The sequence below is a fragment of the Mycobacterium sp. HM-7 genome (assembly GCF_053852335.1).
This window is the reverse complement of sequence record NZ_CM132657.1, coordinates 1238606-1252668: the sequence shown is the minus strand read 5'-3', so window position 1 is coordinate 1252668 and position 14063 is coordinate 1238606. Positions and strand designations below refer to the sequence as shown.

General features: G+C 68.6%; 8 protein-coding genes. 6 read left to right on the top strand and 2 right to left on the bottom strand.

What is annotated here, in order from left to right; genetic code table 11:
- The first annotated feature begins 44 nt into the window (after positions 1-44).
- The 4 genes from ACWW1C_RS06085 to ACWW1C_RS06070 are packed head-to-tail and all read left to right on the top strand — an operon-like array spanning position 45 to position 5970.
- Positions 45-3461, top strand: a complete 3417-nt coding sequence (locus ACWW1C_RS06085) for a TM0106 family RecB-like putative nuclease (protein WP_455982600.1) — start codon at positions 45-47, stop codon at positions 3459-3461.
- Positions 3458-3973 carry a hypothetical protein gene (locus tag ACWW1C_RS06080; protein ID WP_455982599.1) on the top strand — a complete coding sequence of 172 codons (516 nt, stop codon included), beginning with the start codon at positions 3458-3460 and terminating at the stop codon, positions 3971-3973. The genes ACWW1C_RS06085 and ACWW1C_RS06080 overlap by 4 nt, the downstream gene beginning before the upstream one ends.
- A complete protein-coding gene (locus tag ACWW1C_RS06075; protein WP_455982598.1) occupies positions 3970-5322 on the top strand; it encodes an FAD-binding oxidoreductase in 1353 nt (450 codons plus the stop codon). The genes ACWW1C_RS06080 and ACWW1C_RS06075 overlap by 4 nt, the downstream gene beginning before the upstream one ends.
- Before the next feature lie 33 nt (positions 5323-5355).
- Positions 5356-5970: a hypothetical protein gene (locus ACWW1C_RS06070; RefSeq protein WP_455982597.1), complete on the top strand. Its 615-nt coding sequence runs from the start codon at positions 5356-5358 to the stop codon at positions 5968-5970.
- Positions 5971-6052: 82 nt separating this feature from the next.
- Here the strand turns inward: ACWW1C_RS06070 and ACWW1C_RS06065 are convergent, their stop codons facing one another.
- Positions 6053-7732, bottom strand: coding sequence for a DHA2 family efflux MFS transporter permease subunit (locus ACWW1C_RS06065; protein WP_455984172.1), 1680 nt, complete (start codon positions 7730-7732; stop codon positions 6053-6055).
- Positions 7733-7916: 184 nt separating this feature from the next.
- Positions 7917-9203 (bottom strand): Bcr/CflA family efflux MFS transporter, encoded by a 1287-nt coding sequence (locus ACWW1C_RS06060; protein WP_455982596.1) that lies wholly within the window; start codon positions 9201-9203, stop codon positions 7917-7919.
- A gap of 188 nt (positions 9204-9391) precedes the next feature.
- Between ACWW1C_RS06060 and ACWW1C_RS06055 the strand changes: the two genes are divergently transcribed.
- Entirely contained in the window at positions 9392-10162 is a 771-nt protein-coding gene (locus tag ACWW1C_RS06055) for a hypothetical protein (RefSeq protein WP_455982595.1), read from the top strand.
- A gap of 207 nt (positions 10163-10369) precedes the next feature.
- Positions 10370-14038: a multifunctional oxoglutarate decarboxylase/oxoglutarate dehydrogenase thiamine pyrophosphate-binding subunit/dihydrolipoyllysine-residue succinyltransferase subunit gene (locus ACWW1C_RS06050; RefSeq protein ID WP_455984171.1), complete on the top strand. Its 3669-nt coding sequence runs from the start codon at positions 10370-10372 to the stop codon at positions 14036-14038.
- Positions 14039-14063: the final 25 nt, after the last annotated feature.

The following is a 14063-nucleotide window of genomic DNA, read 5'->3' as shown; positions in this document are numbered from 1 at the left end:
CCAAGCTAGCCGGGTCTGTCACCGGGCTGCCATATGGTGGCGACGTGTTCCTGAGTCCGACCGATGAGGCCGCGCCGGTCATCTACAGCGCGTCCGACCTCGCGGCGGCGGCGCGCTGCGAGTATGCGCTGCTGCGCCGGTTCGACGGGCTGCTCGGCCGGGGACCGAAAGCCGTCGTGGACGACGACCTGCTGGCCCGCACCGCCGAACTGGGTGATGCCCACGAGCAGCGGCACCTGGACCAACTACGGGCCGAGTCCGGCAACGTCACGATGATCGGCCGGCCGCGGCCGTACACCGTGGCCGGCCTGTTGGCCGCGGCCGAGGCCACCCGGGCCGCCGTCGACCGTCGGGCGCCGGTGATCTATCAGGCCGCGATGTTCGACGGCCGCTTCCTCGGTTTCGCCGACTTCCTGATCCTGGAGGACGGCCACTATCGCCTGCGGGACACGAAGCTGGCCCGCTCGGTGAAGGTCGAGGCGCTCCTGCAGCTGGCGGCCTACGCCGATGCGCTGGAACAGGCCGGAGTGCCGGTGGCGCCGGAGGTCGACCTGGTACTCGGCGACGGCACCATCGCGAGTTATCCGGTGGCCGAACTGCTTCCGGTCTATCTGCCGCGGCGCACCGCGCTGCAGCGGTTGCTCGACGAGCACCGCGCCGGCGGGGCGCCGGTGGCCTGGGAAAACCCGGAACTGCGGGCTTGTCACCAGTGCGACGACTGCGAAGTCGAAGTCCGCGAGCGGGACGACCTGCTGCTGGTGGCCGGGATGCGGGTGAGCCAGCGCGCCCGGCTGCTCGAGGCCGGGGTCACCACCATGCACGAGCTGGCCGAACACAGCGGCGCCGTACCCGGGCTCTCGTCGCGCATCGTGGCGAACCTCGTCGGGCAGGCACGGCTGCAGGTCGCTCCCCCGATCGATGACAAGCCCCAGTTCGAGGTGGTCGACGCGCAGCCCCTGACCGGGCTGCCCGAACCCGACCGAGGGGACCTGTTCTTCGATTACGAAGGCGACCCGCTGTGGACCGAGAACGGCCGGGACTGGGGTCTGGAGTACCTGTGGGGCACCCTGACCGCGACCGGCGACTTCCATCCGATCTGGGCGCACGACCGCGCCAGCGAGCGCAAGGCGCTCATCGATTTCCTGGCGCTGGTGCGCAGGCAGCGCAAGCGGCATCCCAACATGCACATCTACCACTACGCGGCCTACGAGAAGAGCACGCTGCTGCGGCTGTCCGGGCGCTATGGCGTCGGCGAGGCCGAGGTGGACGAGCTGCTGCGCAGCGGCGTACTGGTGGACCTTCTGCCGTTGGTACGCAAGAGCATTCGCGTCGGCACCGAGAGCTACAGCATCAAGTACCTGGAACCGCTGTACATGGGCGGGGAGTTGCGGGTCGGCGAGGTCACCAAGGCCACCGACTCCATCACGCAGTACGCGCGCTACACCGAACTCGCGGCAGCCGGAGAACACGAGGAAGCCGCGACGGTCCTCAAAGAGATCGAGGACTACAACCACTACGACTGCCGCTCGACGCTGCGACTGCGCGAGTGGCTGCTGGGTGTGGCGTGGGCAGAAGGCATCGCGCCACGCGGACCCGCCAGTGGCGGGCCCGCGCAGCCTGAGATCGCCCAGCCGGCCGACGACGCAACGCAGCGCGCGCTGCTCAAGTACGCGGGCGACGGCACCGCGGCACGCTCGCACGAGCAGCAGGCCGTCGCCATGGTCGCGGCCGCCCGCGGGTACCACCAGCGCGAGGAAAAGCCGTTCTGGTGGGAGCATTTCGACCGGATCAACAATCCGGTCGACGAATGGGCCGACAGCACAGACGTTTTCGTCTCGACGGCGACGCCACACATCGCCGTCGACTGGCACACGCCACCCAAGGCCCGCAAGCCCCAGCGCCAGGTGCTGCTGCGCGGCGAGATCGCCGCCGGCGCCATCCCACCCGGCGCCGAGGTATTCGCGTTGTATGAGCCACCTTCTCCCGCCGGGCTTTCCGACGATCCCGACGTGCGCGCCGCCGGCCCGGCGAAGGTGCTGGACTGCAACGAGGACGGCACCGAGGTGCTGATCATGCACCGGCCCGGCAAGGACGGCGACGAGTTCGCCGAGCTGCCTTTCGCCCTGACTCCGGGTCCGCCACCGAACACCAAACCGCTGCGGAACTCGATCGCGACGACCGCCGAGGCGGTGGCCGCCGGGCTGCCGTCATTGCCCCCCGACGCGGCACTGGACATCCTCCTGCGGTCCGCACCCCGCACCCGGTCCAAGGGGCCACTCCCCCGCACCGGCGAGACCGCGCCGGACATCGTTGCCGCCCTGCGGGATTTGGACTCGTCGTACCTTGCGGTGCACGGTCCACCCGGCACCGGAAAGACCTACACGGCCTCGAAGGTCATCGCCGACCTGGTCAACCTCAACCATTGGCGCATCGGGGTGGTGGCGCAGTCGCACGCCGTCGTGGAGAACGTCCTCTGCAGCGTGGTCAAGGCCGGAGTCGACCGCCGGGTCGTCGGCAAGAAGCGCGCGCCCGAAGACGCACCGTTCACCGATGTCCCCGACAACCAGTACGCGCGCTTCATCGAGGACAGCAACGGCTGTGTGATCGGCGGCACCGCTTGGGATTTCGCCAACGACGGGCGCGTCCCGCGCGGCTCCCTCGACCTCCTGGTCATCGAGGAGGCCGGCCAGTTCAGCCTGGCGAACACCATCGCCGTCGCACCGGCGGCGAGCAACCTGCTGCTGCTCGGCGATCCGCAGCAGCTGCCGCAGGTCAGCCAGGGCACGCACCCCGAGCCCGTGGACGAGTCCGCCCTGAGCTGGCTCGTCGAGGGCAGGCACACCCTGCCCGCCGAACGCGGCTACTTCCTGGACGTGTCGTACCGGATGCACCCGGCGGTGTGCGCTCCGGTGTCGGCGCTGTCGTACGACAACCGGCTGCTGGCCGCCGAAAGTGTCAGCGGTGCACGGCGATTGGCCGGGATCGAACCCGGTGTGCACCTGATGACCGTCGATCACGACGGCAATGCGACCGACAGTCCCGAGGAGGCCGCGGCAATCGTCGCGGCCATCGGCGACCTGCTCGGCAGGCAGTGGTCGGACGAAGACGGCACCAAAACTCTTGGGCCCGAAGATATTCTGATCGTGGCACCGTACAACGCGCAGGTGGCGCTCCTGCGCGAGCGGATGGACGCGGCCGGGTACGGCGACGTCCAGGTCGGCACCGTCGACAAGTTCCAGGGGCGGCAGGCCCCCGTGGTGTTCGTCTCGATGACGGCGTCGTCCATCGCGGAGGTGCCCCGCGGCATGGGTTTCCTGCTCAATCGCAACCGGCTCAACGTGGCGATCAGCCGCGCCAAGTACGCCGCCTACCTGGTGCGCTCGACGTACCTGACCGACTATCTCCCGTCGACCCCGGACGGGATGATCGAACTCGGTGCGTTCCTGTCGGTGACCGCATGACCATGCCGCCGCCCGGCCCGCCGCTGCCACCCGTCCATCACGTCTGGACCGCCGGGCCGTCAGATCGCCGGCACTTCGCCTGGCTCTCCGCCCGGCGCGCCCTGACTCAGTGGCAGCTGTGGCTGGTCATCGTGATCGCCGTCGGGTTCGCGGCCGGCGGCGCCCCATCCATCGCGGCGGCCATCGGTATTGCGCTCTTCGCGCTGCCGCTCTTCTGCATCCTGATCATCACCTTGACGTGGTTCCGCAGCTATCGAGCATTGGGCGGCAACATGTTTCCCGGCGCGCAATGGGCCTCGGGATTCAACGACCACGGATTCCTGCTGGCCACGCCCACCGCAACCGTGACGTTGGACTGGGGGTCGGTCATCGCGATCCGGCCGTCCGCCGCAATGGTGACGCTGCAAACCAAGACGGGGCGCATGGGCATCCCGCCCGCGCTCATGCCGCCGCCGGCTGTCGGGTACGCCGCCGGCCAGATCGCCCGCCGACAGCCGGCACCACGGCCATGACGCTGTTGGATCGGCTCGCCTCGGTCGTCGGCGCGGGGTATGTGACCACCGATACCGATGTGCTCGCGAGTCGCGTCGTCGACCACACCGGTCGCTATCACGGCCGCGCGCAAGCGTTGGTCCGCCCGGGCAGTGACACGGAAGTCGCGGCGGTACTGCGCGTGTGTGGCGACGCGGGCGCCTGCGTCACGGTGCAGGGCGGCCGGACGTCGCTGGTGGCCGGCACCGTCCCCGAGCACGACGACATCCTGCTGTCCACCGAACGGCTGTCGGCGATCGGAGCCGTGGACACCGCCGAACGCCGGGTCCGGGTCGGGGCCGGGGCGACCTGCGCCGCCGTGCAGCACGCCGCAGCCGCCGCCGGGCTGGTGTTCGGCGTGGACCTCGCGTCCCGCGATTCGGCCACTGTCGGCGGCATGGCGTCGACCAATGCCGGCGGCCTGCGGACCGTGCGGTACGGGAACATGCGCGAACAGATTCTGGGCCTGGAGGTGGCGTTGCCCGACGGTTCGCTCGTGCGCCGGCACAGTCAGGTGCGCAGCGACAACACCGGCTACGACCTGACCTCGCTGTTCGTCGGCGCCGAGGGCACGCTGGGGGTCATCACCGGACTCGACCTCCGGCTGTATCCGGCACCGGCACATCGGGTTACCGCCGTGGCCGGTTTCCACGATCTGGACGCATTGATCGATACCGGCCGCCGATTCCGGGATATGGACGGCATCGCCGCACTGGAGCTCATCGACTCGCGCGGCAGTGCGCTGACCGCCGAACATCTCGGGGTCGCCGCTCCGGTGGACGGTGACTGGCAGCTGCTGATCGAGATGGCCGGCGACGCCGATCAGACCGAGCTGCTGGCCTCGGCACTGGAGGACGCCGAACTGGTCGGCGAACCCGCGGTGGGCATGGACATCACCGCATCGCAGCGCCTGTGGCAGGTGCGCGAGTCGATCGGCGAGATCCTCGGCTGGTACGGACCGCCACTGAAATTCGATGTGTCACTGCCCCTTTCGAAGATTCATGAATTCACCGACCGGGCCGTCACACTGGTCACCGAATACGCCCCCGAGGCCATCCCCGTGCTGTTCGGCCACATCGGCGAGGGAAACCTGCATCTGAACCTGGTGCGCTGCAACGTCTCTGACGAGACCGAACGCACCCTCTACACCGCGATGATGACGCTGATCGCCGACTGCGGCGGCAACGTCAGCTCCGAACACGGCGTCGGCACCCGCAAGCGCGACTACCTGACCATGTCCCGCACCGACGCCGACATCGCGGCGATGCGCACGGTAAAGGCGGCGTTCGACCCGACCGGCTACCTGAATCCGGCGGTCCTGTTCCACTGACCCCGCCCCACTGTGGGCGGTAGCGTCGATATGGTGCGCCGATACGCCCTGGTTGTTGCCACGCTTCCCCTGCTGCTGACGCTCACCGGGCCGGCGGCGCCCGACGGCCACGCCGCCCCGGCCTGTGGCACCACCGATCCGAGCCGCGCGCCCGCCGTGATCACCGGATTCGACGGCTACACCGCGGTGAACCTCTGCGACTACGCCGGCCCCAAGCACTACGGCTGGTCGTCGTTCCGATTCAAGGCCGCCGGTGATGTGCACTGCGAGCTGTACGACGGACCGAACTCGTGGCAGTACTACTCCAGCATCATGTGCTGGGGGAAGCTTCCTGGCGTGCCCGCGGGCACGACGCAGGTGGAGGTCGCGGCCGGCAGCGCGGCGAGTTACGGCCAGGCTGACGTGAAGCAGAAGGAAACCCAGGACGGCGGCGTGCCCGTCGACCCGGCAAGCTATCGCGAGTTGACGCCCGGCCAGAAGATCGTCGTCCCCGGCGCCAAGGGCTCCGTCGACGAGAACGACGAAGTGTGCGCGACGGCCGGCGACGGATCACTCACCTGCGAGATCCAGAATCCCGGCGAAGCGTGGGGCCAGGACAGGAAGACCCACGGTTTCGTGCTGTCGGCGCAGGGCAGCCGGGTCTACTGAGGACGGCCGGCGCGCGCCGCGAGTGTGCGGCCAGTTCACGGATCCGGCGATTTCAGCGATCTGATGGCACGCTCGCGACCCACTACATCGAGTGCAGGCCGTAGACACCCGGGTCGTCGGCTTCGTCGTCTTCCCGGTAGTGCCGGCCCGGCCGTGGCGGTGGCGGCTCGGCGTGCACCGGGATCGGTGCGGTGCGCGGCTCGTCGGGCTCGAGATACGGCTCGGGGTACGGCTCAAGGTACGACGTGTCCCACGGCTCGGAGTCATCCACGGCATCGAACGCGGCGCGGTCGACGAGGTACTCCACGTAGTCGTCGTCATCGGGAAAGTAGTTGGGCTCGGGCGGTTCCCGGACCGGGTCCGGTGTCGCGAGCCCGGTCGCGTGACCCCGCAGGAACAGCGCGGCGACCACCCCGAACAACGCGACGAACGCGGGCAGCAGCAGCGACTGCGACATCGCGGTGGCGAATGGCTCGTGCAGGAACGGCGGCAGGGTCACCGGCGTGCCCTCCCCGGCAACGGGCCGTCCACCGGTCGGCATCTCGGCGCTGATCCGCGACGTCATGTAGGCGGCCATGCCGGCGCTGCCGAGCACCGAACCGACCTGCCGAGTGGCGTTGTAGACGCCGGAGCCGGCGCCGGCCAGCCGCGGCGGCAGGTTCCGGGTGGCGGTCGCCGCCAGCGGCGACCAGATGAACGCCATGCCGACACCCATGGCGACGAACGGCAGCACCAGCCGCCACAGCGGGGTGTCCGGGGTCAGCCCGAACGACAACCACGTCAGCCCGATCGCCAGCGCGGAAAATCCCGACCCGACGATCGGTTGCGGCGGGTACCGGTCGATCAGCTTGCCCACCAGCGGTGCCAGCATCCCGGATACCACGGCCATCGGTGCGGTGAGCAGAGCTGACCGTGTCGCGCTCAGCCCGAGGACGGCCTGGGCGTGGAACATCACCGGCAGGATCATCGCGGTGACGCAGAAGCCGATGGTGGCGACAGCGACGTTGGACAGGCAGAAGTCGTTGTCGCGGAACACCGTCAGCGGGATCAGCGGTTCATCCGGGTTCACCGACTGCCAGTACACGAACGCGGCCATGAAGCCCACGCCGGACAGGATCACCAACCAGATCCACCAGGCCCAGTCGTGCGTCTGCCCTTCCTGCAGGCCGAACACGATGCCGAACATGCCGACACCCGACAGGACCACGCCGAGGATGTCGAACCGGTGGCGCTCGGTGGGCAGGTGCGGAACCAGCACCCAGGCCAGGGCCAGCCCGACGATGCCGATCGGCACATTGACGAAGAAGATCCACTGCCAGCCGAAGTGGTCCACCAGCACACCGCCGGCCAGCGGACCGACCAGCGTCGCCACCCCGGCCGTGGCGCCCCACACGCTCATGGCGGCACCACGGTGGTTCTGCGGGAAGATGCGGGTGATCGTGGAGAGGGTCTGCGGTGTCAGCAATGCCGCGCCGAAGCCCTGGACCACCCGGGCGGCAATGAGCATCCCGATGCTGCCGGACAAGCCACACCACAGCGACGCCAGCGTGAACACCGCCAGCCCCGTCAGGTACAGGTTGCGCGGCCCGAAGCGGTCCCCGAGCCGACCGGCGACCAACAGCGGTACCGCGTACGCCAGCAGGTAGGCGCTGGTGACCCAGATGACGCCGTCGTAGTCGGTGCCGAGCTTCTGCATGATCACGACGTTGGCGACGGCGACGATCGTGGAGTCCACCAGGATCATGAAGAAGCCGAACATCATGGCCCAGAGCGCGTTCCACGGACGGGTGACCGAAGCAGTACTCACCGGCGAACTCCGGCAGAAATCAACGTGTGCATGCAGTGGGTATCAAGTCTGGTGGCCGGCGATGTGCCGGTCTCGACTTCGACGCTACGGACAGTCGCGGATCCGAACAAGTCAGCAGTTCGGCGCGTTCCCCAAAGGCCTAGGACCGATGGCGTTCGTGCCCCGATGCACCCGTGTCGCCGACGGACAGCAGCGCGAACAGTGCGACCACGACGCCCGTCGTCATCACGGCCGCGAGGGCCACCTCACCGTTGCCCAGCGCGCCGACGAGTGGCGCCACCGCCGCGCCGAGCCCGAACTGGGCGGCGCCCAGCGCCGCCGCCGCGGTGCCGGCGGCATCAGGGTGACGGGCCAGTGCGACGGCGGGTGTGTTCGGAATCACGAGCCCCATCGCGGCCAGCATCGCCCAGACCGGAATCAGGAAACCGGCCAGCCCGCCCACGTGCAGCGCCGCAAGTACGACGAACCCGAGGCCGAATGCCGAGGCGGCGACCAGCGCGACCAACGCGATCTTCTGCGGTTCGAACCGGCGCAGCAGCACGACGTTGAACTGGGTGGCCCCGATGAGTGCGATCGCCCCGGCAGCGAAGACCAGGGCAAAGGTCTGCTGGTCCAGTCCGTAACGGCCCTGCAGCACGAACGCCGCACCGGCGATGTACGCGAACAGGCCCGACATGCCGAGGGCGCCGACGATGACCAGCACCACGAAGCGAATGTCGCTCAGCACCTCGACGTAGGTGCGCAGGATGGCCCGCAGTTTGAGCGGCCGCCGGTCGGCGACCGCGAGCGTCTCGGGCAGGGCCAGCACCGCCACCGCCAGGATCGCGCCGCCCAGTACGGCGAGCGCGGCGAACACCCAATGCCACGAACCATGCAGCAGCACCGCCGCGCCCAGCGACGGCGCCAACACCGGCGCCACGCCCAGGACCAGGATCAACCGGGACATCACGACCGCCGCGACCGACTCTTCGAACAGGTCACTCACCACAGCGATGGCCACCACAGAGGCCGCGGCAGCGCCGACACCCTGCAGTGTGCGAGCCACCCCCAGCACTTCGATGTTCGGCGCGAACAGGCACAGCACCGAGGCCGCCATGTGCAGCAGGATGCCGGCGACCAGCGGCCGCCGACGGCCCAGCGCATCCGACAGCGGACCGACGATCAGCTGGCCCAGGGCCAGCCCACCGAGCGTGCCCGTCAGCGTGAGCTGCGCGACAGACGACGACAGCCCAAGCTCAGACGCGATCCGGGGCAGCGCCGGTAGGTACATGTCGATGGTCAGCGGGCCGAGCGCGACGAGTAGGCCGAGCACCACGATCATCCGGGTGCGGCTCGGGGCCGGACGTACCTCCGGGGCCTCGGCGGGCACGCCGCTACCGGCGACGTCGCCTACCGCTGTCAGATCCACAAGGGGCGATGCTGCCATGAATATGGTTAGCAATGCATACCGGTTTTTTCTTCCCGGCAAACCGGGAGGCGGCAACCGGCCCGCGCGGGGCCCGGCCAGAGTGATCCCCATTACCGACTCAGCCGGTGTGGGCACTCAGATGGCGCGCCGATCGTTGACCACCCGTTAGCCTGAATTCCTGAGTACGGAGATGGAGAGGCCGGCCGATGAGTGCTCGCTCCAGCATGAAGGGGCAGTTGCCTATGAAGCATGACGCCCACGCCGAGAATCCTGGCGCTGCCGCCAAGGCGCTCTCGCGCATCCTCGAGGGCGGCGCCCGGGTGCAGGCGCCCGCCGTGGCCGCCTACGTGAACCGGCTGCGTGAGCACAACCCCGGTGCCACCCCGGCCGAGATCATCACCAAACTCGAGAAGCACTACCTCGCCGCGACCATGGCCAGCGGCGCCGCAGTCGGATCGGCCGCGGCCTTCCCCGGGATCGGCACCCTCGTGGCGATGTCCGCGGTCGCCGGCGAGACCGTGGTGTTCCTCGAAGCGACCGCGGTGTTCGCCCTGGCGGTGGCCGAGGTGCACGGCATCCCGGTCACCGAGCGGGAGCGTCGTCGCGCGCTGGTGCTCGCCGTACTCGTCGGCGATGAGGGCAAGCACGCCATCGGGGACCTGCTCGGCACCGGCCGCACCAGCGGCGCGTGGCTGGCCGACGGTGCCGCGACGGTGCCGCTGCCGGCTGTCTCGCAACTGAATTCGCGGCTGCTGAAGTTCTTCGTGAAGAAGTACACGCTCAAGCGCGGCGCCATCGCCTTCGGCAAGCTGCTGCCGGTGGGCGTCGGCGCGGTGATCGGCGGTGTCGGCAACCGGTTGATGAGCAAGAAGATCATCGAGAACGCCCACACCGCCTTCGGGCCTGCGCCCGCGCGGTGGCGGCAGACGCTGCTCGTCCTGCCCGAGGCGCGCGATAGCAAACTCTCGGCAGATTGATCAACCAATAGGTGGGCTTCCGCCGTCCAAGGAATCGGCCGACGGGTTAGCCTTAGGCGGCACGCGGGCGGGCGACCGCCAACACAACAGATGGCGGGAACGCCGGGCTGAGGTCCAGCGCTCGTCGGACAGAAGGAAACGAGGCGAATAGCGGCCGTGAGCACATCACCTTCACCATTCGGTCAGAACGAGTGGCTGGTCGAAGAGATGTATCGCAAATTCCGTGAGGACCCGTCCTCGGTGGACCCGAGTTGGCACGACTTCCTGCGTGACTACAACCCCGAACCCATCACGGACACAACGGATTCCGTAGCCGCGGCAACCCCGGCCCCCGCCGCCGCACCCGCGGCTCCGGCTGCCGCGCCCCCCGCGCCGGCACCCACCCCGGCCCCTGCCGCACCGGCTGCCCCGGCCCCCGCCGCGCCCGCCAAGGCCGCCCCCGCCAAGGCTGCCGCCGGACCCGCGCCCGCCGAGGACTCCGAGACGCAGACGCTGCGCGGCGCCGCGGCCGCCGTCGTCAAGAACATGAACGCGTCGCTGGACGTGCCGACCGCCACGAGCGTGCGCGCCATCCCGGCGAAGCTGATGATCGACAACCGCGTCGTCATCAACAACCACCTCAAGCGCACCCGCGGCGGCAAGATCAGCTTCACCCACCTGCTGGGCTACGCGATCGTCCAGGCGGTCAAGCAGTTCCCCAACATGAACCGGTACTTCGCCGAGGTGGACGGCAAGCCGACGGCGGTCACACCGGCGCACACCAACCTCGGCCTGGCCATCGACCTGCAGAACAAGGACGGCTCGCGCCAGCTCGTCGTCGCGGCGATCAAGCGTTGCGAGACAATGCAATTCGGCCAGTTCATCGCCGCCTACGAGGACATCGTCCGGCGCGCGCGCGACGGCAAGCTGACCGCCGAGGACTTCAGCGGCGTCACCATCTCACTGACCAACCCGGGCACCATCGGCACCGTGCACTCGGTGCCTCGCCTGATGCGCGGCCAGGGCGCGATCATCGGCGCCGGCGCCATGGAATACCCGGCCGAGTTCCAGGGTGCGAGTGAAGAGCGCATCGCCGAGCTCGGCGTCGGCAAGCTGATCACGCTGACGTCGACCTACGACCACCGCATCATCCAGGGCGCCGAATCGGGCGACTTCCTGCGCACTGTGCACCGCCTGCTGCTCGACGACGCCTTCTTCGACGAGATCTTCCGCGAACTCGGCATCCCCTACGAGCCGGTGCGCTGGCGCATCGACAACCCGGACTCGATCGCGCACAAGAACGCCCGCATCATCGAGCTGATCGCGGCCTACCGCAACCGCGGCCACCTGATGGCCGACATCGACCCACTGCGGCTGGACAAGACCCGCTTCCGCAGCCACCCCGATCTCGACGTCAACACTCACGGCCTGACCCTGTGGGACCTGGACCGCGAGTTCAAGGTGGACGGGTTCGCCGGCAAGCAGTTCATGAAGCTGCGCGACGTGCTGTCGGTGCTGCGCGACGCCTACTGCCGGCACGCCGCCATCGAGTACACCCACATCCTCGAACCCGAGCAGCAGAAGTGGCTGCAGGAGCGCGTCGAGGTCAAACACGACAAGCCGACCGTCGGCGAGCAGAAGTACATCCTGTCCAAGCTCAACGCCGCCGAGGCCTTCGAGACCTTCCTGCACACCAAATACGTTGGACAGAAGCGCTTCTCGCTGGAAGGCGCGGAGGCCGTCATCCCGATGATGGACGCCGCCATCGACCAGGCGGCCGAGCACAACCTCGACGAAGTGGTCATCGGGATGCCGCACCGCGGCCGCCTCAACGTGCTGGCCAACATCGTCGGCAAGCCCTACTCGAAGATCTTCAGCGAATTCGAGGGCAACCTGAACCCGGCTCTCGCACACGGCTCCGGCGACGTGAAGTACCACCTCGGTGCGACCGGCCACTACCTGCAGATGTTCGGCGACAACGAGATCGACGTGTCGCTGGTCGCCAACCCCAGCCACCTCGAAGCCGTCGACCCCGTCCTGGAGGGCCTGGTCCGGGCCAAGCAGGACCTGCTCGTCGGAGACGAACACGACGACAGCGACGCGCACGGCCGCTTCTCGATCATGCCCATGATGCTGCACGGCGACGCCGCGTTCGCCGGCCAGGGCGTGGTGGCCGAGACGCTGAACCTCGCACTGCTCAAGGGCTACCGCACCGGCGGCACCATCCACATCGTGGTGAACAACCAGATCGGATTCACCACGGCGCCAACGGATTCGCGCTCCAGCGAGTACTGCACCGACGTCGCCAAGATGATCGGCGCGCCGATCTTCCACGTCAACGGCGACGACCCCGAGGCCTGCGCCTGGGTGGCCCGCCTGGCCGTCGACTTCCGTGAGGCGTTCAAGAAGGACGTCGTCATCGACATGCTGTGCTACCGCCGCCGCGGCCACAACGAGGGCGACGACCCGTCGATGACCCAGCCGTACATGTACGACGTCATCGACACCAAGCGCGGCGTCCGCAAGACCTACACCGAAGCCCTCATCGGCCGTGGTGACATCTCCATCAAAGAGGCCGAGGACGCCCTGCGCGACTACCAGGGCCAGCTGGAGCGGGTCTTCAACGAAGTCCGTGAACTCGAGAAGCACGAAATCGAGCCCAGCGAATCGGTGGAGTCCGACCAGACCATCCCGCAGCGCCTGCTGACCGCGGTCGACAAGTCGCTGCTGGCCCGCATCGGCGACGCGCACCTGGCGGTGCCCGAGGGCTTCAACGTGCACCCGCGCGTCAAGCCCGTGCTGGAGAAGCGCCGCGAAATGGCCTACGAGGGCAAGATCGACTGGGCGTTCGGCGAGCTGCTCGCCCTGGGCTCCATGGTCGCCGAGGGCCGCCTGATCCGGTTCTCCGGCCAGGACACCCAGCGCGGCACGTTCACCCAGCGGCACGCGGTCCTCATCGACCGCACCACGGGCGAGGAGTTCACGCCGCTGCAGCTGCTGGCCACCAACACCGACGGCACCCCGACCGGCGGCAAGCTGCTGATCTACAACTCGGCGCTCTCGGAGTTCGCCGCAGTCGGTTTCGAGTACGGCTACTCGGTGGGCAACCCGGACGCCATGGTGCTGTGGGAAGCGCAGTTCGGTGACTTCGTCAACGGCGCGCAGTCGATCATCGACGAGTTCATCAGCTCCGGTGAGGCCAAGTGGGGCCAGCTCTCCGACGTCGTGCTGCTGCTGCCGCACGGCCACGAAGGCCAGGGCCCGGACCACACGTCGGGCCGCATCGAGCGGTTCCTGCAGGTGTGCGCCGAGGGTTCGATGACGGTCGCCATGCCGTCCACCCCGGCCAACTACTTCCACCTGCTGCGCCGCCACGGCCTCGACGGCATCCACCGGCCGCTGATCGTCTTCACCCCGAAGTCCATGCTGCGTAACAAGGCCGCGGTCAGCGACATCCGGGACTTCACCGAGATCAAATTCCGCTCGGTGCTCGAAGAGCCGACCTACGAAGAAGGCGTCGGTGACCGGTCGAAGGTCACCCGGGTGCTGCTGTGCAGCGGCAAGCTGTACTACGACCTGGCGGCCCGCAAGGCCAAGGAGAAGCGCGAGGACATCGCGATCGTCCGCATCGAGCAGCTGTACCCGCTGCCCCGGCGGCGCCTCGAAGCGACGCTGGCCCAGTACGAAAACACGCAGCAGTACTTCTGGGTGCAGGAAGAGCCGGCCAACCAGGGACCCTGGCCGACGTTCGGCCTGAGCCTGCCGGAGCTGCTCCCCGACCGCCTGACCGGCATCAAGCGCATCTCACGCCGGGCCATGAGCGCGCCGTCGTCGGGCAGCTCGAAGGTCCACGCCATCGAGCAGCAGGCCATCATCGACGAGGCGTTCGCCCCCTAAACGCAAGACACATCTGGAACGTCGC

What these genes read in the sequence shown, in the direction of transcription:
- ACWW1C_RS06060 (WP_455982596.1), bottom strand. Translation starts at nt 9,203, where the DNA reads ATGGCAGCATCGCCCCTTGTGGATCTGACAGCGGTAGGCGACGTCGCC.
- ACWW1C_RS06055 (WP_455982595.1), top strand. Translation starts at nt 9,392, where the DNA reads ATGAGTGCTCGCTCCAGCATGAAGGGGCAGTTGCCTATGAAGCATGAC.
- ACWW1C_RS06080 (WP_455982599.1), top strand. Translation starts at nt 3,458, where the DNA reads ATGACCATGCCGCCGCCCGGCCCGCCGCTGCCACCCGTCCATCACGTC.
- ACWW1C_RS06065 (WP_455984172.1), bottom strand. Translation starts at nt 7,732, where the DNA reads ATGATGTTCGGCTTCTTCATGATCCTGGTGGACTCCACGATCGTCGCC.
- ACWW1C_RS06050 (WP_455984171.1), top strand. Translation starts at nt 10,370, where the DNA reads ATGTATCGCAAATTCCGTGAGGACCCGTCCTCGGTGGACCCGAGTTGG.
- ACWW1C_RS06075 (WP_455982598.1), top strand. Translation starts at nt 3,970, where the DNA reads ATGACGCTGTTGGATCGGCTCGCCTCGGTCGTCGGCGCGGGGTATGTG.